Origin of the sequence: Flavobacterium sp. YO12 (genome assembly GCF_004119495.1) — a bacterium.
Taxonomy (GTDB): Bacteria; Bacteroidota; Bacteroidia; order Flavobacteriales; family Flavobacteriaceae; genus Flavobacterium.
Genome location: NZ_NRQU01000008.1, coordinates 1 through 26,272, shown reverse-complemented (window position 1 = coordinate 26,272; position 26,272 = coordinate 1). Strand labels below are relative to the sequence as shown.

The following is a 26,272-nucleotide window of genomic DNA, read 5'->3' as shown; positions in this document are numbered from 1 at the left end:
CACTTGAAAAAGAATTCTACAAAAATAACAGCATTTATTCTAATAGCAATACTTATTTGCGCTTGTAATGCTGTAAAAAGAGTTCCTGACGGAAAAAACCTTCTTGTAAAAAACAATATTCTTGTAAACGGGAAATCTACAAATGATGAAACGGCTTTAAATCAAATGTATCAAAAACCTAATGGTAAACTGTTAGGATACAAACTTCGTCTGAATTTATACAACTTAGCAAACTTAAATCCAGACTCAACTTATAAGGCTCAATTTATAAAACACCCGCACAGATATGATCGTTGGTCTAAAGTATTATCTGCAAAGCAAGTTGATCGTCTTGGACAATCTTTTTTAAACAAAGGACTTAATGAATTTTTAAAAAATACTGGTGAAGCACCAGTAATAATTGACACATCAAAAGCTAAAAAGTCATTGTTACGCTTAAAATATTACTATTTTAACAATGGTTATTTTAATGTTTCAACAGATTATTCTATTGACAGTATTGCTCGAAAAAAGGCGCAGATAAATTATAAAATAACTACCGGTCCTGGTTTTACTATAGACACTATTCGAACTAAAATAATGACTCCTGCCCTTGATTCATTATACAAAAACAATCCCGAGGCTTCGATTTTAAAATCTGGAAATCAGTATAAAACTTCCGATTTCGAGGAAGAAAAAAATCGTATCACAACCTATTTTAGAAATCATGGTGCCTATTTTTTTCAGCCTACTTACATCACCTTTGACATTGATACAATTGGCAAAAAAAACAAAGCCAATGTGACTCTTATTATTAGCAACAATAATATACAGGAAAAAGATTCCAGCAGAACAGAACCTTTTAAACTATATACGATCAGCGATGTAAATATTTTTACTGATTACTCCGCTGCAAATGCTAAAAGTAAAATCAGTGACAGTACTACTTATAACAACTTCAATTTATACAGTTATAAAAAACTAAAATATAAGCCTCGTGCCATTACTGATGCCGTTTTTATAAATAAAGGAAGCACTTTTTCTGATACTAGAACAACCCTTTCATCACGATATTTAAATAATCTTAAAATATTTAATTACCCATCAATACAATATGAGGTAGATAAACGCGACTCGACTGCACAGTCTTTAATTGCAAAAGTTTATTTAACTCCTAGAAAAAAATATAGTTTTGGTACAACTTTAGACGTAACACACTCAAATATTCAAGATTTTGGTATTGGAGCCAGTATATCTGAAACTATACGAAATGTATTCAACAGAGCTGAAACTTTAGAAATCTCAACCCGTTTAAACATCGGATCTTCTAAAGACATGGCAAATCCTAACGATAACTTTTTTAACGTTTCTGAATATGGGGTTGATTTAAAACTTAACTTCCCAAGAATTCTGATGCCTTTTGGTACGGAAAAGATTATCCCAAAAAGAATGATTCCATCTACCAGTATTTCTGGAGGTTTCTCTAAACAACGAAATATAGGTTTAGACAAAGAAAACTTTACAGGAGGAATATCTTATAACTGGTCACCAAAAAGACATAATTCGGTTAAATTTGATTTACTTAACGCTCAATTCGTTAGGAACCTAAATCCTAATAATTATTTTAATGTTTATACTTCTTCTTATGATGAATTGAACGGAATTGGTAAAGTTTACAATCAAAAGCCTATCAACTGGGGAGATACACCAGAACAACAAATCAGAAGAGATCTAACTATTCCAAACGGAACCACAGGTTTTACAAACGATGTATTAACCAATCAGACAGCTTTACTACCAGGCGACCCACAATATAAAGATGTACAAAGTATAGAAGAAAGAAGGGTTCGTTTAACTGAAAACGACTTCATTTTAGCAACCAGCTATACTTTTACTAAAACAACTAAAAAGGATTTAGCAGACAATACTTTTTATCAATTTAAAACTAAAATAGAATCTGCAGGAACTTTATTATCAGCAATTTCGAGTTTAGGAAATCTGCCAAAAAATGCAAATGGCAATTACGAAATTTTCAACTTAGAATACTCAGAGTATATAAAAACTGAGTTTGACTATATTAAACACTGGGATTTTGGAAAAGAGAAAGTATTAGCGGTACGAAGCTTTTTTGGAATAGCAGTTCCTTTTGGAAATTCAAATTATATTCCTTTCTCTCGAAGTTATTACGCAGGAGGATCAAATGACAATCGTGCTTGGCAGCCTTACTCTCTTGGACCTGGAAGCACGAATGCTGTAAATGATTTCAACGAGGCAAATATGAAAATTGCTTTTAGTGCAGAATATAGATTTAAAGTATTTGGAGATGTCAAAGGAGCCATCTTTGCAGATGCCGGAAATATCTGGAATGTGCTCGATAATGTCATCGATGAGAAGGCAAAATTTTCTGGCGTAAACGATTTAGCTGAAATCGCTTTAGGTTCAGGATTTGGTTTACGATACGATTTAAGCTTTTTTGTTATTCGATTAGATTTAGGCTTTAAGACCTATAATCCGGCGCATGAGAAGGGTGACCGTTGGTTTAAAGAGTACAATTTTGGGCACTCGGTTTTAAATTTTGGAATAAATTATCCGTTCTAATGCTAATTAATTCTTATTTTTGCAACCTAAAAACTAAAAACAACTATAAAAAAAATTACAATGGCACACAATATTAAACCCGGAGTAGCTACAGGAGATCAAGTACAGGAGATTTTTAATTATGCGAAAGAAAAAGGATTTGCTTTACCTGCTGTAAACGTTACAGGATCTAGTACAATTAATGGAGTTCTAGAAACTGCAGCTAAATTAAATGCACCGGTTATCATTCAATTTTCTAACGGAGGAGCACAATTCAACGCTGGAAAAGGATTATCAAATGCAGGTGAAAAAGCAGCTATTGCAGGAGGAATTGCAGGAGCAAAACACATTCACACTTTAGCAGAAGCTTACGGAGCAACTGTAATTTTACATACTGACCACTGTGCAAAAAAACTTTTGCCTTGGATTGATGGTTTATTAGATGCTTCTGAAAAACATTTTGCAGAAACAGGAAAACCATTATTTAGTTCTCACATGATCGATTTGTCTGAGGAGCCAATCGAAGAGAACATCGAAATCTGCAAAGAATATTTAGCTAGAATGAGCAAAATGGGAATGACATTAGAAATCGAACTTGGTATTACAGGTGGAGAAGAAGATGGCGTTGACAACTCAGACGTAGACAGCTCAAAATTATATACTCAACCAGAAGAGGTAGCTTACGCTTACGAAGAATTATCTAAAGTAAGTCCTAAATTTACAATTGCTGCTGCTTTTGGAAACGTTCACGGTGTATACAAACCAGGAAACGTAAAATTAACTCCAAAAATCTTAAAAAATTCTCAAGATTTCGTTCAAGACAAATTCAAAACTGGTCACAATCCAGTAGATTTCGTTTTCCACGGAGGTTCAGGTTCTACACTTGAAGAAATTAGAGAAGCTATTGGATACGGAGTTATCAAAATGAACATCGATACTGATTTACAGTTTGCTTATACTGAAGGAATCCGTGATTATATGGTAAACAATATTGAGTATTTAAAAACTCAAATTGGTAACCCAGAAGGTGCTGATGTTCCTAACAAAAAATATTATGACCCAAGAAAATGGGTTCGTGAGAGCGAAGTAACATTCAACGCAAGACTTGAACAAGCTTTTGCTGACTTGAATAACGTAAACACGTTATAAAAAAGTATTCAGTTTACAGTTTTAAGTATTCAATATCTGAGTACTTAAAACTGAATACCACTGAACACTGAAATTTTTATTACTGAACACTGAATACTAAAGAAATGGCTTGGTTTAAAAGACAAGAAAAAGGAATTACGACCGCGACAGAAGACAAAATGGACGTTCCGAAAGGATTGTGGTACAAATCTCCTACTGGAAAAATTATTGATGCTGACGAATTAGCAAGAAACTTATTCGTAAGTCCTGAAGATGATTTTCATGTTCGAATTGGAAGCGCAATCTATTTTGAAATTTTATTCGACAACAACGAGTTTGTTGAGTTAGACAAAAACATGACATCAAAAGATCCTTTGCATTTTGTTGATACAAAAAAATATGCGGAAAGATTAAAAGATGTAATGGAAAAAACTCATCTTAAAGACGCTGTACGTACGGGAGTAGGGAAATCTAAAGGAAAAGAACTTGTAATTTGCTGTATGGATTTCGCTTTTATTGGTGGATCTATGGGAGCTGTTGTAGGTGAAAAAATCGCAAGAGGTATTGATCACGCAATCAAAAACAAACTGCCTTTTGTAATGATTTCTAAATCTGGCGGGGCTCGTATGATGGAAGCTGCTTATTCTTTAATGCAATTAGCAAAAACATCTGTAAAACTAGCTCAATTAGCAGAAGCTAAGTTACCTTATATCTCACTTTGTACAGACCCAACAACAGGAGGGACAACAGCATCTTACGCTATGTTAGGAGACATCAATATCTCTGAGCCAGGTGCTTTGATTGGTTTTGCTGGACCGCGTGTTGTACGTGACACTACAGGAAAAGATTTACCAGAAGGTTTCCAAACTGCTGAGTTCTTATTAGAACACGGTTTCTTAGACTTTATCACGCCTAGAAAAGAATTGAAAGATAAGATCAACTTATATATCGATTTGATTCAAAATAATACTATTAGATAGTTTTAAAACTACTTAAAATAGAAAATCCCAAGAAATTGCTTCTTGGGATTTTTTTATATCACGCAGTCAAAATATACCATAAAGAATTTAAAAAATCTATTATGCTTTTAAGAATAGCACAAAGTTTTAAAGCAGAAAAAACCTCTACTCCTTTGCTTCTCTGAACCTTTGAACCTTAGAAAAAACCTACATCCCCGTACGAATTGCTTCAACTGGATCTAAATTTGCAGCAGATATTGCTGGCAAAATTCCCGAAATCAAACCAATAAGCGCTGCTAAAGTTGTTCCTAACATAATGTTCCCAAAGCTCAAAACAAATTCAAAATCTAGAACTTTTGTCAAAATAAGCGCAATTCCCCAAACCATCAATAAACCAATAATTCCGCCAATTACTGAAAGAATTATTGCTTCAAACAAAAACTGAAATAATATAAATCTGTTTTTTGCTCCTAATGATTTTTGAATCCCAATTAAATTCGTTCTTTCTTTTACTGAAACAAACATAATATTCGCAATTCCAAAACCACCGACTAAAAGAGAAAATCCGCTGATAATCCAGCCTACAACATTCATCTGACCTAGAATTCCATCGATAAAATCTGTAAAACCAGAAAGAACATTTACAAAAAAATTATCAATCTCTCCTGCTTTCATTCCTCTAGTTGCTCGAAGTTTTTGTGCAACTTCAGCTTTATAAGCATCCATATCGACACCTTTTTCTGGTTTCAATACAATTACAGGTGTCATTGCATCGCTGTCACCATACATTCTACGCAAAAAATTAGCTGGCAGATAAACCGAAGTATCGTTGCTGTCTCCAAAAAAACCAGCACCTTGTTTTTCGATTACACCAATTACAGTAAAACGCTGACCATAAAGTCGTATATTTTTACCAATAGGATCACTGCTTCCAAAAAGCCCTTCGGCAATATCATATCCTAAAACTATTACTGCAGTTCCTGAGTTCGATTCAGATTCATTATAAAACCTTCCTTTATCAAAACTCAATCCGTCAATATCGACCATTTCGCTTGACGACGGCACAATATTCACATCGCTGACGGTTTTTGAATCGTATTTCAAACTTTCATGATTTACAAAAAGCTGATAAGCAACCTGATCTGTATTATTAAGTGAGTTTTTTAAAGCAATATATTCATCATACTTCACATTTGGGAACTGCTCTCTCTTCCATTGTGGAATTTCAGAAGGTCCAAAACAGTATTTCATTAAATAAATCGTATTTTTATCTAAACTGCTCAAATCTTTTGAAATTTTTCTATCCAAAGAATCAACAGCAGCTAAAACAGCGATAATTGAAAAAATACCAATAGTAACACCTAAAAGCGACAATAAAGTTCGCAGTTTATTATTTCGCAAAGCGCTTATAGCAAAGCTTAAACTTTCTTTTAATAATCTTAGATAAAGAAGCATATAGTAGTATTTTTCAACAAAGTAAAATTCAATAATTTAAAAACAAAAACCTAATAAAAGTTAACTTACTCATCAGTAGATTTTTTTAGCATAATGTTACATTAATTTTCTTTAAAATAATATATAAAAAAACTACTTTTGCAGTCTCAAAAATCATAACTACACAATGAGCACAACTAAAAAAATACAATCGGCATTAATTTCTGTTTTTTCTAAAGATGGATTAGAACCAATCGTTAGAAAATTACACGAACAAAATGTTACACTTTACTCAACTGGAGGAACTGAAGATTTCATTAAAAATCTTGGTATTCCGGTAGTTCCTGTTGAAGATATTACTTCTTTCCCTGAAATTCTTGGAGGGCGAGTTAAAACTTTACACCCAAAAATTTTTGGAGGAATCTTGAACCGTCAAGATAACGAAAGTGATGTTCAACAAATGAAGGAATTTGATATTCCTCAGATTGATTTAGTAATTGTTGATTTGTATCCTTTTGAAAAAACTGTTGCTTCTGGTGCAAGCGAGCAAGATATTATCGAGAAAATTGACATTGGCGGAATTTCATTGATTCGCGCTGGTGCAAAAAACTTCAAAGATACAGTCATTGTTGCTTCTGTTAATGAATACAGTTTGCTTTTAGATATGATTACAGAACAAAATGGTTCTACAACTATTGAAAACAGAAGATTGTTAGCTACAAAAGCTTTCCACGTATCTTCTCATTACGATGGAGCTATTTTTAATTATTTCAATACAGACGAAACGATCTACAAAGAAAGCATTGATAATGGTCAAGTTTTAAGATATGGTGAAAACCCACATCAAAAAGGCTTTTTCTTTGGTGATTTTGATGCGATGTTCAATAAAGTTCACGGAAAAGAATTATCATACAACAACTTGCTTGATGTTGATGCTGCAGTAAATTTAATTGCTGAATTCAAAACTGACGGACCAACATTTGCGATTCTAAAACATAATAATGCTTGTGGTTTAGCTTCAAGAAAAACAATCAGCGAAGCTTATTTAGCAGCTTTAGCTTGCGACCCAACTTCTGCATTTGGAGGAGTTTTGATTTCAAACACTAAGATTGATTTGGAAACTGCACAAGAAATCAACAAATTATTCTGTGAGGTAGTTATTGCTCCAGCTTATGATGATGATGCAATTACAGTTTTACAAGAAAAGAAAAACAGAATTATTTTAGTCCAAAATGAAGTTGAATTACCTTCAAGACAAGTAAGAACATGTCTTAATGGTTTGTTAATTCAGGACAGAAATAATATTACAGATAATAAAGAGCATTTAAAAACCGTTACAATTACAGAACCTACTGCTCAAGAGATAGAAGATTTGATTTTTGCATCAAAAATTTGCAAGAACACAAAATCAAATACAATTGTCTTTGCAAAAAACGGAACTTTAATTTCATCTGGTACAGGTCAAACTTCAAGAGTTGATGCTTTAATGCAGGCTGTTGACAAAGCAAAAGCATTTGGATTTGATTTAACCGGCGCTTCGATGGCAAGTGATGCATTTTTTCCATTTCCGGATTGTGTAGAATTAGCCAAAAAAGCAGGAATAACTGCTGTAATTCAGCCAGGAGGCTCAATAAAAGACGAATTAAGTATAAATTATTGCAATGAAAATAATGTTGCAATGGTATTTACAGGAACTCGTCATTTTAAACATTAATTTGTTTAACTTTGTTCGATAAATAATTTATAACATTTTAAACCCCTAAAAAACTTATGGGATTTTTTGATTTCATGACCGAGGATATTGCGATAGACCTTGGTACCGCAAACACTTTAATCATACATAATGATAAAGTCGTTATTGATAGTCCATCTATAGTTGCACGTGATAGAGTATCAGGCAAAATCATTGCTGTTGGTAAAGAAGCCAACATGATGCAAGGTAAAACGCATGAAAACATCAAGACCATAAGGCCTTTAAAAGATGGTGTAATTGCTGATTTTGATGCTTCGGAAAAAATGATCAATATGTTCATTAAAAGCATTCCTGCATTGAAAAAAAGAATGTTTACTCCAGCTTTACGAATGGTGGTTTGTATTCCTTCTGGTATTACTGAGGTTGAAATGAGAGCGGTAAAAGAATCTTGTGAAAGAGTAAACGGAAAAGAAGTTTACTTAATTCATGAGCCTATGGCTGCTGCAATTGGTATTGGCATTGATATTATGCAGCCAAAAGGAAACATGATTGTTGATATTGGAGGTGGTACAACAGAAATTGCTGTTATCGCTTTAGGCGGAATTGTTTGCGATAAATCTGTAAAAATTGCAGGTGACGTTTTCACAAATGATATCGTTTATTATATGCGTACACAACACAACCTTTTTGTAGGTGAAAGTACTGCTGAAAAAATAAAAATTCAAATTGGAGCGGCTATCGAAGATTTAGACGGGCCGCCAGAAGATATGTCTGTTCAAGGTAGAGATTTACTTACGGGAAAACCAAAACAAGTAGATGTTTCTTACCGCGAAATCGCAAAAGCACTAGACAAATCGATTCAACGAATTGAAGATGCTGTAATGGAAACATTATCTCAAACACCTCCTGAATTAGCTGCTGATATTTACAATACAGGTATTTATTTAGCTGGTGGAGGATCTATGTTAAGAGGTCTTGACAAACGTATTTCTCAAAAAACAGATTTACCTGTTTATATTGCCGAAGATCCTTTAAGAGCTGTTGTTCGTGGAACTGGAATGGCACTTAAAAACATTGCAAAATTTAAAAGTATCTTAATCAAATAAGATTCAAAATAGTAATCAATTTACTTTTATTAGAGTCAAATTTCACTATTTGACTCTAATAAAATTTGAAACCAAAAGCATATCCTGAAACAAAATAACCAAACAAGAAATGCAGCAAATTTTTAATTTCATTTTAAGAAACAGTAATCGATTGCTGTTTTTGCTGCTTTTAGGTATTTCGTTGACGCTCACAATTCAGTCACACTCCTATCACAGAAGCAGAGTAATCAGTTCCGCAAATTTTTTAAGCGGAGGCGTTTACGAAAGAATTAATCACATCAACGAATATTTGAATTTAAGATCTGAAAATGATGAACTTGTACTTGAAAATGCAAGATTAAAAAGTCTTTTATTCAACAAAGAGGATACTACCAAAATACCTTTGGCCGATAGTATAAAAGGAGTAAAACCTGCAGATATTATTGTGTCAAAAGTAATTCACAACTCTTATAATACTCACGAAAACTATATCACCTTAAACTCTGGAGCAAACGATGGAGTTAAACAAGATATGGGAGTAATTAACAGTTTAGGAATTATTGGAGTTGTAGATAATACATCTCCAAGATATTCGACTGTTGTGAGTATTTTGAACATGAAATCTCAGATTAATGCTAAAATTAAAAAATCAAATCACTTTGGTTCTTTAACTTGGGACGGAAAAAGTACTGGTTTTGTTCAACTTGAAGATGTTCCAAGATTAGCTTCTATTAGAAAAGGCGATACCATTGTTACAGGCGGACAGTCAGTGATTTTCCCTGAAGGCATAAACATTGGAACTGTAGATAAAATTTACATTAAAAAGAATACAAGTTACTATGTTATAAACGTTAAACTATTTAACGATATGACAAATCTAGGACACGTTTATATTATCAAAAGTAAGGACAGAGAAGAACTTATTAATTTAGAAAACAAAAACAAGGAAAAAGATGAATAGCGCTTTATTAGTCAATATTCTTCGTTTTATTATGTTACTAGCAATTCAGGTTGTTATTTTCAATAATATGAATTTTTTAGGGTACATAAGTCCCTTCCCATATATCTTGTATATTATCTTATATCCTGTAAACAGTAATAGAGCGGGATTAATTATCTCTAGCTTTTTATTAGGATTGATAATGGATATGTTTTGTAATTCTGGCGGAATTCACGCAACAGCTTGTGTAATTCTAGCCTATTACAGGCCTTACATCTTTAAATTTTCATTTGGTTTAAGTTATGAATATCAAACCATTAAACTAAATGAATCTTTAACACCCGAAAGGTTTTCATTTATTCTAGTATCTGTTTTATTGCATCATATTATACTATTTACATTAGAAGCTTTTCAATTTAAATTTATACTAGACATTTTACTGCGAACCTTGTTCAGCACCATTTTTACAATAATCACTTCAATTATAATAATTTATCTTATTAAGCCCAATAAACGATGAGAAAAGTTCTGCTGCCCTCTTTAATTATTATTGCAGCATCTTTGCTAGTAATGCGGATATTTTATCTGCAGATCATTGATGATTCGTTTAAATTGAAATCAGAAAATAATGCCATTAAAAAAGTCTACGATTATCCAGAAAGAGGATACATCTATGACCGAAATGGCAAATTACTGGTTGCCAATCAGGCTTCTTACGATATCATGGTAATTCCTAGAGATATTAAAGAGAATCTTAATATTCCAGAGTTTTGCGCATTACTAAATATTACTCCCGAAGATTACGAAAAAAGAGTTGCTAAAGCAAAAGTTTACAGTCCACGATTACCGTCTGTATTTTTATCTCAATTAAATAAAAATGAATTTGCTGCTTTTCAGGAAAAAATCAGAAAATTTGAAGGCTTTTATTTTCAGAAACGTTCACTTCGTGATTACGAAGTAGATTATGGCGCTAATATTTTTGGTTTCATAACGCAGGTAAACGAGCGACAAATTGCAAAGAACCCCTATTACAACAGTGGTGATTTAATTGGAAAACAAGGAGTTGAAGAAAGTTATGAAGAAATTTTACGTGGTATAAAAGGCGTAAAATACATTCAGAAAGATAAATACAATCGTGAAATTGGCTCTTATAAAGAAGGCAAATACGACACGATTGCCGTTGCTGGTGAAGACATCAATTTAACAATCGACGCTGAACTTCAAAAGTATGGCGAAGAGCTAATGATTAATAAAAGAGGTGGAATTGTTGCTATCGAACCAAAATCTGGTGAAATTTTAGCATTAGTAACCGCTCCATCGTATGACCCAGGAATTTTAGTTGGAAGACAACGTTCTAAAAACTATACTCTTTTGTATCATGATTCGATTGCAAAACCGTTGTACGACAGAGGACTTTTAGCCGAGTATCCTCCTGGTTCTCCTTTTAAAATCTTAACAGGTTTAGTGGCTCTGCAAGAAGGTGTTGTCAACGAGCAAACAACCTTTATGTGTCATCATGGATTTAGTTATGGACGCGGCCGCTTTATGAAATGTCACGGATTTGGACCTCATCAATTACATAACGGTATCTACAACTCTTGCAACACTTATTTTGCCCAAGCATATATGTTAACGATTAACAAATATGCAAATCCAGGCAAAGCAGTAGATGTTTGGAGTGATCATATGAGAAGTTTTGGTTTAGGTCAATTTATGGGATATGATTTACCAACTGGAAAAAGAGGTAATATCCCAAACTCTAAAACTTATAAAAGAATTTATCCTAACGGAGGCTGGAGAAGCACAACAATTGTATCGAATGCAATTGGTCAGGGAGAGGTTTTAATGACACCTATTCAGCTTGCTAATATGATGGCAACTGTTGCAAATCAAGGATACTATTACACGCCTCATATCATTAAAAAAATTGAGGGTGAAAAAATTGATTCAAAATTTACAACCAAACACACTACTTCAATTGACCAAAAGTACTTTCCGCCAGTTATAAGCGGTTTGTTTGACGTATACAATAAAGGTACAGCACATGCTTTAAGAGTTGAAGGAATTGATATTTGCGGAAAAACGGGTACAGCAGAAAACTTTGCTAAAATTAACGGCAAGAGAACACAGCTTAAAGACCACTCTATTTTTGTGGCATTTGCACCAAAAGACAATCCCAAAATTGCGATTGCGATTATGATTGAAAATGGAGGTTTTGGAGCTACCGTAGCAGGTCCAATTGCGAGTTTAATGATAGAAAAATATTTAAGAAAAAAAATAACGAGAACTGATTTAGAGATTCGTGTTTTAAATAAAAGTTTGGCGAGCGAATATGCTAAACTTGGAGGAATGAGCGAAGCGAGTGCGATAGAATCTACACCAAAAGATTCTCTTTTAAAAGCTAAAATTATTGCTCCGAAAACGACCGCTCCAAAAACAGAGACTAAAAAAACAACAATAGACACTACTAAAAAGAACTAAGAAAGATTATTTCAAATGAAAAATCAAAGTGTAAAAAATAACATCGACTGGATAAGTGTCTTTATCTATATTGCATTGGTAATATTAGGGTGGCTGAATATTTATTCGTCATCACTATTATCAACTGACGGGACATACCAGAAGCAATTAATCTTTATTGGATGTACTATTCCTTTAATTTTTGTTGTGCTTTTTGTTGATGGAAAATTTTACGAAAAATACGCCAGTATAATATTTGGTGTATCCTTATTGTCATTGGCAGGCTTATTTCTGTTTGGAAAAACGATTGCAGGACAAAGATGCTGGTATGCCATCGGAAGCTTTACTTTACAGCCATCTGAGTTTGCAAAGGCAGCTACGTCATTAGCATTAGCTAAATATTTGAGCGACACACAAATTAACCTTAAAGAAACCAATAGACAACTGCAGGCACTAGCAATAGTTTTTTTACCTGTAATGCTGATCCTGCCTCAACCCGATCCAGGAAGTGCTTTAATATACAGCGTCTTTATCCTTGTTTTGTTTAGAGAAGGATTGCCTTCTTGGTACGTGTGGACAGGTTTTATCACTATTCTTTTATTTGTATTAACTCTCGTTTTAGAACCCTACGCTGTTATTTTGATAGCTTTAGGAGTTCTTATCATTATCCATTTTAAAGGACGAGCGGTAGACCGAAACATTATTCTAAGTGCAATTTTATTAGTCATAATTTCAGGTTTTGTTCTTTCTGTTGATTATGTATTCGATAACGTTTTTAAACAACACCATAGAGATCGTTTCAACATTCTTTTAGGAAAAACTGTAGACATGAAAGGTATTGGTTATAACACCAACCAATCTGAAATTGCAATTGGATCTGGAGGATGGATTGGAAAAGGCTTTTTAGAAGGCACACAAACTAAAGGAGGATTCGTTCCTGAGCAGCATACCGATTACATTTTTACAACTGTAGGTGAAGAATGGGGATTTGCAGGTTCTTTGGTCGTTATTTTACTTTTTGTGGGTTTATTTTTGAGAGTAATTTATTTAGCTGAAAGGCAAAAAACCAAATTCAGCCGTGTTTATGGCTATTGTGTTGCGGGAATTTTATTCACCCATTTCTTTGTAAACATTGCCATGGTTATTGGTATATTTCCAACCATTGGAGTTCCATTACCCTTCTTCTCTTATGGAGGTTCTGGTTTATGGGGATTCACGATCTTGTTGTTCATTTTCTTAAAGATGGATGCTAATAAAGTAAATGAATGGTAGTTGTAGGTTAAAACTACAAAAGCTAAATTCCAATTGCAGAAATGTATTCTGCATCAACGATAAACATTTAATATAGAACTACAACTCAGGTTTTTTGAAACTGAGTTGTAGTTTTTTTTATTCCTTTAGCTTATTATCATTACCATCGACTTTACCCCAATGCCATTAAGTCATTAAGCTAAGTTTTCTTTAATATTAAATTTATTGAATAGGCTCAAGCTTTAGCTGGAGATACTTAATACGTGCAACAATAAGGGCTTTAGCCAAATCTGACGTTTTTAGCTAAAGCCATTCATAATTGATTTTATAAAAACTCCAGCTAAAGCTGGAGCCTACTCACAAAAACTTTAACACCTAAATAGCAGATATAAAAAAAGTCCGAAGTTTAAGCTTCGGACTTTTTTGTATTATATATTTTTCTTTAGATTTTCTCAGCTGGTCTTTTCTTTAAAAGTTTAACCAAAACAGGGAAAGTAGAAATGATAACAATAATAATGATAATGTATTCAATATGGTGTTTTAAATCAATTCCTTGTTTCAAGAAGACACCGTATAAATAATGTCCTGCAAAAATCAAGATAAACGACCATAAGAAAGAACTTAAAATATTGTAAAACATAAATTTCTTTTTATCCATAGAAACTATCCCGGCTACAATTGGCGCGAAAGTTCTAAAAATTGGCAGGAAACGAGCATAAATAATTGCTTTACCACCATATTTTTCAAAGAAATCTTTTGACTGCAGCAAGTATTTCTTTTTAAACCAAAATGAATCTTCTTTTTTAAATAAATAGTAACCGCTTTTAGCACCAAACCAATAGCCTGTCATATTACCCAAAACTCCCATTACAGCAACTCCCAATGCAAGCAAAAATACATTTAAAAAATCGCCTGGAATATATGCCACATTTTGAATTAAATCACGGCTGTAAATACCTGCTAAAAAAAGTAAACTATCTCCTGGCAGAAAAAAGCCTGCAAAAAGTCCTGTTTCAGCATAAACTATAAACAGAACAATAAATAACCCAATTTCAAAACCTCCAATATTTAACGTTATATAAAATTCAGGGTTTATTAACTGCGTCCAATCAAAATTATTCATAAAAAGAATTTGGTTATACTTATAAGTTCGTGAAATTAACAATAAATTGTTTTAACCACAATTAAATGCCATATTTTAAAGATAAATTAACTATTAAAAGCCCAAGATTTACTTGGGCTCTTAAAAGATTCTACTATTCTCTTACATACTTGCAACAAGAATGCAAAGCCTCATAATCAGCATCAGTCGCTTTTACCTCTTTGGTGTCATGCCCAACCTTTGCGATAGCTGCATTTAAGTCTGCTGTTGATGATTTCTCTTCATTTAAAATTACTGCAAGCTCGTGCGAGCCAATATCCCATGTAGCCATTTTTACACCTGGAACATTATAAGCCGCTTTTTCAATTCGTTTTTTACAAAGTTCACAACTGCCGTTTACCTCCGTTTTATATTTTAAATTTTTATTCTTTTTAGATTGCGCTTGAGCTGAAAAACCTAAAAAAACCATTATTGCGATTAATACGATATTTCTCATTTTTTATTTATTTTTATATTAAAATTTATTTTATTCTAAAACGTAATCCTGCGTAATACATTTGCCCAAAAATTGGCGCATATGCAATAGAAGCATCAAAATTTGGTCCAAAAGGATCATTGGCTCCAAGAATAGCTTTTTCCTGTTTGTAATTACCAATGTTTTCTCCACCTACATACACTTCAAATACAGGAGAAAAAACTCTTGTTACCTGAACGTTCATCACTGCATAAGAAGGCGAGTAATTAGGAAATTGATCTGCGGTTGGATTTGACGCTGTATAAGGTAATTGCTGTTTACCCGACCAATTGAAAGTGTAATCGAATTTCCATTGCTTATTATTATTTAAATTAGTTTCGTATTCAAGATTCCCTAAGAAACGATGTTTGGCTTGAAGCGGACGCTGAAATGTTCCTCTCAAATAATCTGTTTGAATGTCATAATATTTATATGCCGTTCTTAAATTCAAATTATGAATCAACTCATAATTAAACTCAACCTGAAGGCTGTTCGCAAATGAACTTCCTTTTAAATCATAAAACAAAACTTCTTGCGGGCTCTGCATTAAGTCAACAACTGCCTGATTCTTAAAGTCGGTACGATAGATATCAAATCCAGCTTCTGCATTTTTATTGAAAAGACGGAATTTTTGCGAGAAACTAACACCATAATTCCACGCAATTTCAGGATTTAAACCGTAGATTTTTCCTCCGTTATCTAAAATCGAGAATGTTCTTGAACTTGCAAAAAGCTGCTGATTCTCCGCAAAAATATTAGCTGAACGTTTTCCTCTACCAGCAGAAAAACGAACTACTCCATTTTTCCAAGGATTATATCTCATATGTAATCTTGGCGTTACGAAAAAACCAAGTCGGTTATGATTATCGACCCTTCCTCCTAAAACCAAGCTAAAATTGTCTGTATTATCATAAGTATATTCAAAGAAGGCTCCAACAGAATTATCGATACGACTGTAATCATTTACATTTACAAACTCCTGATATTGATCGTATGTAAAATTTAAACCCGTTGCAAACTTATGCATTGTATTGCTGATAATCGAATTGAAAATTAAATTAGAATAAAAACTATTCTGCTTAATATTATACTGATTTAAACCAAAGTAAGAGTTTTGATTATGAGTATTGAAGGCATTTTGAAAACCAATACTTTGATAAGGCATATCTTTAAAAACATATCCAACCTTTGTAGAAACATCAAAACGCTCTGTGTTGATTTCCGATCCCCAGTGATTTTTTGTACCACGATCTGTATCCTTATCAAAATCCAATTCGCCAGTTTGTTTTTTATCATTCATGTATCTAAAATTGATAAAACTAACGAAGCCGCTCTCTGGATTAAAATATTGATAACGGTTTAAAACATTGATTTGTTTTCCCAACGGATTATCTAAAAACCCATCGTTATTCATATCATTTTTAGCTACACGGGCATTTCCATGAACAAACAAACTTGTTGCCCATTTATCAGATATTTTTTTATTAAAATGAGTATTTAATTCAAAACGCGCATCTGTAGATCCGTAAAAGTTTAAAAAGAAAGGATCGTCATTTAACGGTTTTAAAAGCTCGGTATTTATTTGTCCCGAAATACTTTCAAAACCATTTACAACGCTTCCTGCTCCTTTTGTAATTTGAACACTTTCTATCCATGTTCCTGGAGTAAAAGACAATCCGTAAGCTTGAGAAGCACCACGAACTGATGGAACATTTTCCTCAGTAATCAGCAAATAAGGACTTGTTAAGCCCAGCATTTTTATCTGTTTAGTTCCAGTTAAAGCATCCGAGAAATTAACATCAATTGAGGGGTTAGTTTCAAAACTTTCTGCCAGATTACAACAAGCCGCTTTTAAAAGTTCTTTACTAGTTATTAATGATGTATTTGCGGTAAGGGTATAAGACTTTTTAAGTCCTTTTTGCTTTTTTGTAATTTTTACTTCCTCAAGATTTTCCTGCGAAAAAGCAGAAACAGAAAGCAACAACATCACAAAAAGCGTGATATTTTTTTGCATAAAAAAAGATTTTAATATTATTTAGAAATTTCTGTTTTAGTTTCAATACGAAACAACAAAACAGCACATAACAAGCCGCAAAGGCTTGATTCTAAATATTAAAATCAGGAATAAAAAATATATTGATTGTATAATTTAAATAAAGGGGGTGCATTCGCATCAGAATAATAAGAAGTAATCTGATTGCTTTTGAAATTTGGAATAGACAAAAATACGACTGGGTCATACTCTTGAATTATAGCTGGAGCTATAAGTTGAAAAAAGAAAACTTTGAAAGTTGCGTTGTCAGATTTTTTCTCAAAATGAACAACTTTATCTTTACAGCAAGATGATTTTTCTTCTTTCGTTTCACAACATTTCTTTTGCGGCGCTGCAGAAGCTGCAGTATTTAAAGATACTGAAGCTACTTCTCCTCCACAATAATGCACATCAAAAGCAAAGCCTGCGTTGGAAACCAACAACAAGAACGCTAAAAATAACACTGTGCACTTTTTTAAATTCATACTGCAAAAGTATCCAAAAAGTCTCAGATTAAAAACTTAATAAAATGTTATTTTTTCAAATCTTGAAGCTGATAGTAAAATGCAGGAATAAATAATAATACTAACAATGGCTGAATAATAAATCTTCGCACATAAAATAAAACCCAACTGCAGTCTTGAAAATACTCGATAGTTATAAAGAACATCGAGAAAAGCATCAAGAAAAAAAACAAATACAAATAGGTTGTAAATTTTAGAATTTCTAGATCCTTAAACAGTATATAAATAAGCACTAGAGATAAAACTGTATTTAAAGCAAAACGAAACAAAAGATTGTAAAAAAGTTTAAAAGCATCAACATCAGGCAATGGAGCGCTGCTAAAATCAGACTCAAAATACTGCAAAAAAGGATCATAAAACAACGATGTTTCAAAAGCTCTTATCAGCACAAAACATATCACTATAACAACAGCAGCCAATATTTTAGATTGATGTTCTTTAAATCTATTTAGCATACTTAGAAAACTTGTTGACCCAAACAAACCATAAGATAAAAACAGAACTATAGATAATCAACGGAAAGAGAACTCCGTGTAAAAAATGAGCGTACTGAGAAAAATAAAACAACAAAACAGTCAATACTGCAATTCGCAAAACATTCAAAATGTAAATTAATACAACTCCAAACAAAGTATAAAGCACTGTAGCCTTAAATTTTCCTGAAAATGCAATTATAAAGGAAATAAAAAGAATCATAATACTTACGGCATTACAACCTTCAATAATACGAACTACATCTTCATTATTTAAAAAAACTTCCAACCAAGAACCTGAAGAATTTTTCAAAACTTTAGCATTATAGCTAAACCCTCGTAATAATTGTTCAACATTTCGGCCGACAAAACTGGTAATTCCGTCAACTTCATAAGTTTTAAACTCATTCAAATACACTTTGTACAATAATGTCAATAGAATATAAACCGAAAAAAAAGTGCTCAAAAAAACTAGAAAAGGCTTGAACTGAATTAAATATTTTTTCAACAGATTTTTTTTTCAAATTTATATCTTTTTTGAGTTCAGCTTTAAATACTTTTGTATAAAATTTTCAAATTATGACTTTTCAAGAATTACAACCAAAAATAAGCGCTATAGTATCTGACAACAAACTTGTTAGAGATGAAAAACTACTAGCAATCTGCCAATTATTAAATGAAAATATAGAATACTACAACTGGGTAGGTTTTTATTTTGCAAATCACGAAAACAAAACACTGCATTTAGGTCCATATGTAGGAGCTGAAACTGACCACACTGTAATTCCTTTTGGAAAAGGAATCTGCGGACAAGTTGCTGAAAGTAATGCCAATTTTGTTGTACCTGATGTAAAAGCACAGGATAATTATATTGCGTGTAGTTTTACAGTAAAATCAGAAATTGTTGTTCCGTTGTTTGTAAATGGAATTAATATTGGACAAATCGACATTGACAGTCACGTAATCGATCCATTTACCGAGGCTGACGAAAGATTTTTAGAATTTGTAAATCAAGAAGTAGCTAAATTGTATTAAAAATATTACTTTAGCGTACCTATTATCATAACCAAACTATGAAATCAGCTTTACGTCTATTATTGTTTTTCCTTTTAATTTCAATTAAACTATTCTCTCAAACCTCTGCTCCTGTTAGTAAATTAATTTATCTGGACTCAACTTGGGCGGAAGGCACACCAGACAATTATAAATATACTAGACTTGTTGAAGATTATTTCTCAAGCAAAGAAAGCTATATTTTCAAAGAATACTACAAATCAACAGCTATAAAATCTATAGGCACCACATTAAATAAAGATATCATAAAAAGAAATGGACAATACATTTCTTATTACGAAAATGGCAAAAAACAGTCAACTGTTAATTATTCGGATAATAAAAAAACAGGACGCGAGTTCAATTGGTATGAAAATGGGGAGATAAAATCAGAATTGGAATACTTTAACGTAAAAAAAGGAAAAGACGAAATTACCGAAGTTAAAACTAACAACTTCTGGAATCCACAAAAAGAACAGACCGTTATAAATGGAAATGGTCAGATTGAACAAACAGATAATTATTTCTATGAAAAAGGAGAAATAAAAAATGGAGAAAAACATGGTCTCTGGGAAGGAAAAAATCTTAAAAGAAAATATAGTTTTATAGAATTCTATAATGAAGGAATTTTTATTTCAGGAACAAGTACCGATGAAAATAGTAACAAATTCACATATAAAACAGTACTTGAAAAACCTATTCCAGCGAAAGGAATGGATCACTTTTATAAGTTTATTGGAAAACATTATCAAACACCCAAAGTAGAAGGACTTAAAGGAAAAGTATACATTACTTTTGTAATAAATGAAGATGGAAATCCAACCAAATTAAGAATATTAAGAGATGTTGGTTACGGCACCGGAGAAGAAGCTATTAAAACAATCATTAGTTATGGCAAATGGATTCCTGGAAAAATGAGAGGGATCCCTGCAGATGTTTTATACTCATTACCAATAACTATACAATCAACAGGAAGAACAAATATGATTAAGTATTATTAAACAATAATAAGTAATTATCAAGATTAACTACTCAAAAACTTCGAAAGAGAAATCTTTTATAGATTCTTTTGTTTTTGCTTGATTTTTTTCTTTTTTTAATCTAATTTTGCACCCGTCTTACAAAAGTTGTATTGACATACATAAAAATCATTAAATAATATTGGAATGTATTTAACTAAAGAAAAGAAAGAAGAGATTTTCGCACAACACGGTGGCGCAACAAACACTGGAAGCGCAGAAGGTCAAATTGCATTGTTCACTTACAGAATTTCACACTTAACTGAACACTTGAAAAAAAATCGTCACGATTACAACACTGAGCGTTCTCTTGTACTATTAGTAGGTAAAAGAAGAGCTTTGTTGGACTACTTGAAAAAGAAAGAGATCAACAGATATCGTGAGATTATCAAAGTATTGAATATCAGAAAATAATCAATATAGAAAAGAGGTGCGAGAGTGCCTCTTTTTGTTTTTTACAGAATTGTATTTAATTACAAGCATTTATAAGAAAAAAAGTTTGGTTTTTCATTGGGTTTTAGAAACAACAACTACACACAACAACAACTACAACACAACTAAAACCCATTGTATAACCAATAAGGAAAAATTATGATTCCACAATTATTTGTAGAAAAGATCGATTTAGGTGATGGCAGAAGCATCACAATCGAGACGGGTCGTTTAGCAAAACAAGCTGACGGTTCGGTAGTAGTAAGAATGGGCGACACGATGATTCTTGCAACAGCAGTTTCAGCTCGCACATCAAACCCTGGCGTTGATTTTTTACCATTAACGGTAGATTACCGCGAAAAATTTGCAGCAGCAGGTCGTTTCCCAGGAGGTTTCTTTAAAAGAGAAGCACGTCCAAGCGACAGCGAAGTATTGACAATGAGATTAGTTGACCGTGTTTTGCGTCCACTTTTCCCAGACGATTACCATGCTGAAACTCAAGTTATGATTCAATTAATGTCTCATGACGAAACTGTTATGCCAGATGCATTAGCTGGTTTAGCTGCTTCTGCAGCATTAGCAGTTTCAGATATTCCATTTTATAACTTAATTTCTGAAGTACGTGTTGCACGTATTGACGGAAAATTAGTTATCAACCCAAGCAGAGAAGAATTAGAAAAATCAGACATCGACATGATGATCGGAGCTTCTATGGATTCTGTAGCAATGGTTGAAGGTGAGATGAAAGAAATTTCAGAAGCTGAAATGATCGAAGCTATTAAATTTGCTCACGAAGCTATTAAAGTTCAAATTCAAGCTCAATACCGTTTACAAGAAGCTTTTGGTAAAAAAGAAATTCGTACTTACGAAGGTGAGAAAGAAAACGAAGAAATTTACAAAAAAGTAAAAGCTGCAGCATACGATAAAATCTATGCAATTGCAAAAGTTGGTTCAGCTAAACACGAAAGAGGTGCTGCATTTGCTGAAGTAAAAGAAGAAGTAAAAGCTTTATTTACTGAAGAAGAATTAGCTGCTGATGGTGATTTAGTTTCTAAATATTTCTACAAAACAAACAAAGAAGCTGTTCGTAATGTAGTTTTAGAATTAGGTGTTCGTTTAGATGGTAGAAAAACTACAGATATCAGACCAATCTGGTGTGAAACTGATTATTTACCAAGAGTTCACGGATCCTCTTTATTTACACGTGGAGAAACTCAAGCTTTGGCTACAGTAACTTTAGGAACTTCTAGAGAAGCAAACCAAATCGATTCTCCATCTGAACAAGGTGAAGAGAAATTCTACTTACACTATAACTTCCCTCCTTTCTCAACTGGTGAAGCAAAACCACTAAGAGGAACTTCACGAAGAGAAGTTGGTCACGGTAACTTAGCTCAAAGAGCATTAAAAAATATGATTCCTGCTGATTGTCCTTATACAATTCGTGTTGTTTCTGAGGTTTTAGAATCTAACGGTTCTTCTTCTATGGCAACGGTTTGTGCCGGAACAATGGCTTTGATGGATGCTGGAGTTCAAATGGTAAAACCAGTTTCTGGTATTGCTATGGGATTAATTACTGACGGTGAGAAATTTGCTGTATTGTCTGATATTTTAGGAGATGAAGATCACTTAGGAGATATGGACTTTAAAGTAACTGGAACTGCTGACGGTATTACAGCTTGTCAAATGGACATCAAAATTGATGGTTTACGTTATGACATTATGGAGCAAGCTTTAGCTCAAGCTCGTGATGGACGTTTACATATCTTAGGAAAATTAACTGAAACTATTGCTGCACCAAGAGCTGACGTAAAAGCTCACGCACCAAAAATCATTACCAGAACTATTCCTGGAAACTTTATTGGAGCTTTAATTGGACCTGGTGGAAAAGTAATTCAAGAATTACAAAAAGCTACTGGAACAACTATTGTAATCAACGAAGTTGATGAGCAAGGTGTTATCGAAATTTTAGGTACAGATCCTGCTGGAATTGAAGCGGTATTGGCAAAAATCCAATCTATCACTTTCAAACCTCAAATGGGAGAAGCTTACGAAGTTAAAGTAATCAAAATGCTTGATTTTGGAGCTGTTGTAGAATATACTGCTGCACCAGGAAATGAAGTATTGCTTCACGTATCTGAACTAGCTTGGGAACGTACCGAAAACGTTGCTGATGTAGTTAAAATGGGAGATGTTTTCCAAGTAAAATACTTAGGAGTTGACCCTAAAACTAAAAAAGAAAAAGTGTCTAAAAAAGCGCTTGTTCCAAGACCTCCACGTGAGGAGAAAAAAGAGTAATCAGATCTTAGTTTACTAAAGGTTTATTCATAGAAAACCCCGATTCATTTAGTTGAATTGGGGTTTTTCGTTTTTTATCTCAAACCCCCTCAAACTTCATTATTGTCTTTTCAATAAAAAAGCCAAGCATTTCAATATTTTAATGACCAAAAAGCAAAAACAAACTAAAAAAAACACCTCTTTTTTCTCACTATATTGAAATAAAAAAAATATCTTTAACTACCAATAACAAATAATTAATCCTAAAACCATAATTATGGCCTATCAAGTTCTACAAAACACTAGAATTAATACCAATGATTTTATTTTCTTACACCCCGACACTGTTACCTATCCTGTAAAACCATTAGTTTCGGTAAAATTGTACGAGCCCAACGGAGTACCAACATTAAAAATTAGAGCTACATTATACATTAATTCTCTAGACCCTAACAACCCAACTGTAGAGGAACCAACCGAATTGGAAGATACATTGCAAATCTATTTTGATTATGACTTTTCTGAAGAAACACCAGAAAGCTGCGATGTTTGGTACGTTGAATTAGATTATACTTCAGATACTGTTAAAAATATTACCGAAGTTGTTTCCTACTTAAAAGATCTTGACCCTGAAACTTCTAGAGGTACCAAAACAAAAGTGGATGACTAATTAATACAAAAAAACCAAACAAAGGACATCTTTAGATCTTATCAAAGGATGTCTTTTTTTAAATAAATAAAGTAATGTCAAAATCTCATTTCGTACTTGTCCTTTTATTTATTTTAAGCTTTTCCTCACTTTCATCTCAAGTGCAATCTACAAATGATGCCTTAAATGATATCCTTAAAAAAAAAGCAGCTCATTTTAAAAGCGAAATTAATTTCAATAAAGCACAACATTTTTTTATTAAAAAAGAATGGGACTCCACCATAATTTACTCCATAAAACAAATTAGTTTAGGCAGTAATAAAGAACTGACAAATTATTGTCGCTTTTTTAGAGGATGCGGATACAGCAAACTATCATTATTTAAAGAAGCACAAACTGAACTTCATTTAATTTCTAAAGACTTTTTATTTTACCCATTAGTCAACAAAACTCTCGGGCAGATTTCGCTGCAATTAAAAGATTACAAAAAAGCAATATATTACTTTAAAGAAGTTCAAAAATCAGCTTTACCAAAAGAAGATTACAAAATCAGTGCAATTTATTCTAATTTAGGAATTTGTTATTTGCATCTCGAACAATTTTCTGAAGCTGAAGAATACTTTTTTAAAAGTCTTAAGTTAAAAGAAAAAGAGGATGATCTTCTTTCTTTAATTGGACTGTACATGAATATTGCTAATTTATATTACGTTCAATATCAAGACAAAAAAGCTATTCCATATTTTGAAAAAGCATATGTTCTTTCGAAAAAAACAAAAGATTTCGATCAAAAAGAATACACGGCATTCAACATGGCGATGGTAGAAGAAAATAGAGGCAATTTTAAAAAAGCTTTAGAGTACAGAAAAGAATCCGAACAATGGAAAGATTCTCTCAATAATCAAAATAAAGTATGGGCACTGGCAAATTATGAAAAAAAATTCGCCGTTGCTGAAAAACAAAAACAAATAAAAGTACTCGAGATAGAAAACAAACTAAAAAACTCACAGCGTAATGGTTTGTTTTTCTCTGCAATTGGTCTGCTGCTAATTATAACCGGAGGAGTTTATCTCTATGCCCAAAAAGTAAAAAACAGCAAAATCATTTTATTACAAAAAAACAAACTTGATGAATTAAACGCGGCAAAGGATCAACTATTTTCAATCGTCAGTCACGACTTGCGTTCATCTGTAAATGCATTAAAAACCAGTAATTCTAAATTATCTGCGACATTAGAGACTAAAAATTACGACGAATTAAATCAATTAATTATCCAAAACAGCAGCATCGCAAACGGTACTTACAGTTTATTAGATAATTTATTACACTGGGCATTATTGCAAACCAAACAATTGTACTTTCACAAAGAATCGGTTCATTTGCACTCAATAATACAACAAATCGAATATAACTACAAACCTTTACTTTTTGACAAAGCAATAACATTTGAAAATTTGGCTTCAAAAAGCATCTTCTTATTTGTAGATCTTGACTCATTAAAAATTGTATTCAGAAACTTACTAGACAATGCCATTAAGTTTAGCAATCAAAATGGTCAAATTAAATTTTATACTAAAGAAATAGATTCCGATTTTTGCGAGATTATAATTGAGGACACTGGAATTGGAATGAGTCAAAACAGCATTGATGAATTACTTCAAGATACTGACTTATTATCAAAAAAAGAGAACTCCGAAATTATTGGAACTGGATTAGGTTTACAATTATGTAAACAAATGATCAAAAAAAATGACGGTACATTTTTTATTGAAAGCGAAATCAACAAAGGAACTAAAATGATAATGAGATTACCTAAAGCAAAATAGTATGGATAATATTAATGTTTTAATTATAGAAGACACTCCGGAACAAAGTGATGCTTTAATAAAAGTACTGCTTGAAAATAATTATACAATTGCGGGAGTGGCAAGAAATTTTACAGATGCTCTACAGCTTTTTTACGAAAAAACAGTTGACATTATTGTGATTGATGTTTTTCTAGACGGAAAACCAGACGGAATTACTTTTGCAGAATCAATTAATATAATTCCAAATGCATCGAAGCCATTTGTGTTTTTAACAAGCTCTCAAGACCGACAGATTTTTGAAAGAGCTAAACTCACAAAACCTTTTAGTTTTTTAATGAAACCTTTTAATGAGTTGGAAATTCTATATGCTATAGAAATGGCGGTTGAAAAGTTTTACGAACAAACGAATGTTTTTTTGAGCGAAGAACAAGACACAGTAATCAGTAACGACTTTTTGTTTATCAAGAAAAAGAACACTTTGAAAAAAGTTGCTTTAACTGATATTCTCTATATAGAAGTTGAAGAACGTTATTGTAATATTATAACCGAAAAGGAGAAATTTGTAATCCTGATTTCGCTTACCAAAATCAGTGATTTATTAGATAAAAACAAATTCATAAAAACGCATCGCAACACAATTGTAAATTCAGAAAAAATAGAAGAAATCATTCTTGCCGATAATTTGATTATTTTAAAAGGAAACCACAAAATAACCTTGAGTGACACCTATAAAGATTTCATAAAAAAGATGAACGTTTTATCATAATTAAAAACTTTAAAATAAATATACCTCTCCAAAATCCTCTTTATTTCAAGGGGATTTTTTCGTTTTTACTGCCTATTATTCCTTCGAAAGCAAATACTATACTTTTCATGACAAGAAAAACGG

At 32.5% G+C, this 26,272-nt stretch carries 23 protein-coding genes; 16 read left to right on the top strand and 7 right to left on the bottom strand.

The annotated features are described in order from the left end of the window. The first annotated feature begins 3 nt into the window (after positions 1-3). The 3 genes from BOW55_RS04005 (at position 4) to accD (ending at position 4,664) form a co-directional block, all read left to right on the top strand. Positions 4-2,577: a BamA/TamA family outer membrane protein gene (locus BOW55_RS04005; protein ID WP_129023073.1), complete on the top strand. Its 2,574-nt coding sequence runs from the start codon at positions 4-6 to the stop codon at positions 2,575-2,577. Between the two features lie 60 nt (positions 2,578-2,637). After that, positions 2,638-3,705: a class II fructose-bisphosphate aldolase gene (fbaA, locus tag BOW55_RS04000; protein WP_089052551.1), complete on the top strand. Its 1,068-nt coding sequence runs from the start codon at positions 2,638-2,640 to the stop codon at positions 3,703-3,705. 104 nt (positions 3,706-3,809) lie between these two features. Next, positions 3,810-4,664 (top strand): acetyl-CoA carboxylase, carboxyltransferase subunit beta, encoded by an 855-nt coding sequence (gene accD, locus BOW55_RS03995; protein ID WP_089052550.1) that lies wholly within the window; start codon positions 3,810-3,812, stop codon positions 4,662-4,664. A 186-nt stretch (positions 4,665-4,850) separates the two neighbouring features. Here accD and BOW55_RS03990 read toward each other — a convergent pair whose 3' ends face one another. Further along, a complete protein-coding gene (locus tag BOW55_RS03990; RefSeq protein WP_129023072.1) occupies positions 4,851-6,098 on the bottom strand; it encodes an ABC transporter permease in 1,248 nt (415 codons plus the stop codon). A 166-nt stretch (positions 6,099-6,264) separates the two neighbouring features. Between BOW55_RS03990 and purH the strand changes: the two genes are divergently transcribed. From purH to rodA, 6 genes are all read left to right on the top strand, one after another. Then, positions 6,265-7,791 (top strand): bifunctional phosphoribosylaminoimidazolecarboxamide formyltransferase/IMP cyclohydrolase, encoded by a 1,527-nt coding sequence (gene purH, locus BOW55_RS03985; RefSeq protein WP_129023071.1) that lies wholly within the window; start codon positions 6,265-6,267, stop codon positions 7,789-7,791. A 56-nt stretch (positions 7,792-7,847) separates the two neighbouring features. Continuing rightward, positions 7,848-8,876, top strand: a complete 1,029-nt coding sequence (locus BOW55_RS03980; protein ID WP_008466528.1) for a rod shape-determining protein — start codon at positions 7,848-7,850, stop codon at positions 8,874-8,876. A gap of 109 nt (positions 8,877-8,985) precedes the next feature. Beyond that, entirely contained in the window at positions 8,986-9,816 is an 831-nt protein-coding gene (gene mreC, locus BOW55_RS03975) for a rod shape-determining protein MreC (RefSeq protein WP_089057432.1), read from the top strand. Then, positions 9,809-10,315, top strand: a complete 507-nt coding sequence (locus tag BOW55_RS03970) for a rod shape-determining protein MreD (RefSeq protein WP_089052546.1) — start codon at positions 9,809-9,811, stop codon at positions 10,313-10,315. Before mreC ends, BOW55_RS03970 begins: the two co-directional genes overlap by 8 nt. After that, positions 10,312-12,276 (top strand): penicillin-binding protein 2, encoded by a 1,965-nt coding sequence (gene mrdA, locus BOW55_RS03965; protein WP_129023070.1) that lies wholly within the window; start codon positions 10,312-10,314, stop codon positions 12,274-12,276. Before BOW55_RS03970 ends, mrdA begins: the two co-directional genes overlap by 4 nt. Positions 12,277-12,291: 15 nt before the next feature. Further along, the gene (gene rodA, locus BOW55_RS03960) at positions 12,292-13,527 is read left to right on the top strand and encodes a rod shape-determining protein RodA (RefSeq protein ID WP_129023069.1); all 1,236 of its coding nucleotides are present in this window, start codon (positions 12,292-12,294) and stop codon (positions 13,525-13,527) included. 421 nt (positions 13,528-13,948) lie between these two features. Here rodA and BOW55_RS03955 read toward each other — a convergent pair whose 3' ends face one another. From BOW55_RS03955 to xrtF, 6 genes are all read right to left on the bottom strand, one after another. After that, entirely contained in the window at positions 13,949-14,629 is a 681-nt protein-coding gene (locus tag BOW55_RS03955) for a DedA family protein (RefSeq protein ID WP_129023068.1), read from the bottom strand. A 133-nt stretch (positions 14,630-14,762) separates the two neighbouring features. Continuing rightward, the gene (locus tag BOW55_RS03950) at positions 14,763-15,104 is read right to left on the bottom strand and encodes a heavy-metal-associated domain-containing protein (protein ID WP_129023067.1); all 342 of its coding nucleotides are present in this window, start codon (positions 15,102-15,104) and stop codon (positions 14,763-14,765) included. Positions 15,105-15,129: 25 nt separating this feature from the next. Beyond that, the gene (locus BOW55_RS03945; RefSeq protein ID WP_129023066.1) at positions 15,130-17,136 is read right to left on the bottom strand and encodes a TonB-dependent siderophore receptor; all 2,007 of its coding nucleotides are present in this window, start codon (positions 17,134-17,136) and stop codon (positions 15,130-15,132) included. Between the two features lie 104 nt (positions 17,137-17,240). Continuing rightward, positions 17,241-17,639, bottom strand: a complete 399-nt coding sequence (locus tag BOW55_RS03940) for a hypothetical protein (protein WP_129023065.1) — start codon at positions 17,637-17,639, stop codon at positions 17,241-17,243. A 47-nt stretch (positions 17,640-17,686) separates the two neighbouring features. Further along, positions 17,687-18,133, bottom strand: coding sequence for an exosortase F system-associated protein (locus BOW55_RS03935; RefSeq protein ID WP_129023064.1), 447 nt, complete (start codon positions 18,131-18,133; stop codon positions 17,687-17,689). After that, positions 18,123-18,659: an exosortase family protein XrtF gene (gene xrtF / locus BOW55_RS03930; protein ID WP_129023063.1), complete on the bottom strand. Its 537-nt coding sequence runs from the start codon at positions 18,657-18,659 to the stop codon at positions 18,123-18,125. The genes BOW55_RS03935 and xrtF overlap by 11 nt, the downstream gene beginning before the upstream one ends. Positions 18,660-18,730: 71 nt before the next feature. Between xrtF and BOW55_RS03925 the strand changes: the two genes are divergently transcribed. The 7 genes from BOW55_RS03925 (at position 18,731) to BOW55_RS03895 (ending at position 26,149) form a co-directional block, all read left to right on the top strand. Further along, a complete protein-coding gene (locus tag BOW55_RS03925; protein ID WP_129023062.1) occupies positions 18,731-19,186 on the top strand; it encodes a GAF domain-containing protein in 456 nt (151 codons plus the stop codon). A gap of 38 nt (positions 19,187-19,224) precedes the next feature. After that, the gene (locus tag BOW55_RS03920) at positions 19,225-20,205 is read left to right on the top strand and encodes an energy transducer TonB (RefSeq protein WP_129023061.1); all 981 of its coding nucleotides are present in this window, start codon (positions 19,225-19,227) and stop codon (positions 20,203-20,205) included. Between the two features lie 165 nt (positions 20,206-20,370). Further along, positions 20,371-20,637, top strand: a complete 267-nt coding sequence (rpsO, locus tag BOW55_RS03915) for a 30S ribosomal protein S15 (RefSeq protein ID WP_007804772.1) — start codon at positions 20,371-20,373, stop codon at positions 20,635-20,637. A gap of 177 nt (positions 20,638-20,814) precedes the next feature. Next, positions 20,815-22,950, top strand: a complete 2,136-nt coding sequence (locus BOW55_RS03910) for a polyribonucleotide nucleotidyltransferase (protein WP_129023060.1) — start codon at positions 20,815-20,817, stop codon at positions 22,948-22,950. 256 nt (positions 22,951-23,206) lie between these two features. Then, positions 23,207-23,599, top strand: coding sequence for a hypothetical protein (locus BOW55_RS03905; protein WP_129023059.1), 393 nt, complete (start codon positions 23,207-23,209; stop codon positions 23,597-23,599). Between the two features lie 74 nt (positions 23,600-23,673). After that, entirely contained in the window at positions 23,674-25,401 is a 1,728-nt protein-coding gene (locus BOW55_RS03900) for an ATP-binding protein (protein WP_129023058.1), read from the top strand. 1 nt (position 25,402) lies between these two features. Beyond that, positions 25,403-26,149 carry a LytTR family DNA-binding domain-containing protein gene (locus tag BOW55_RS03895; protein ID WP_129023057.1) on the top strand — a complete coding sequence of 249 codons (747 nt, stop codon included), beginning with the start codon at positions 25,403-25,405 and terminating at the stop codon, positions 26,147-26,149. Positions 26,150-26,272 lie beyond the last annotated feature (123 nt).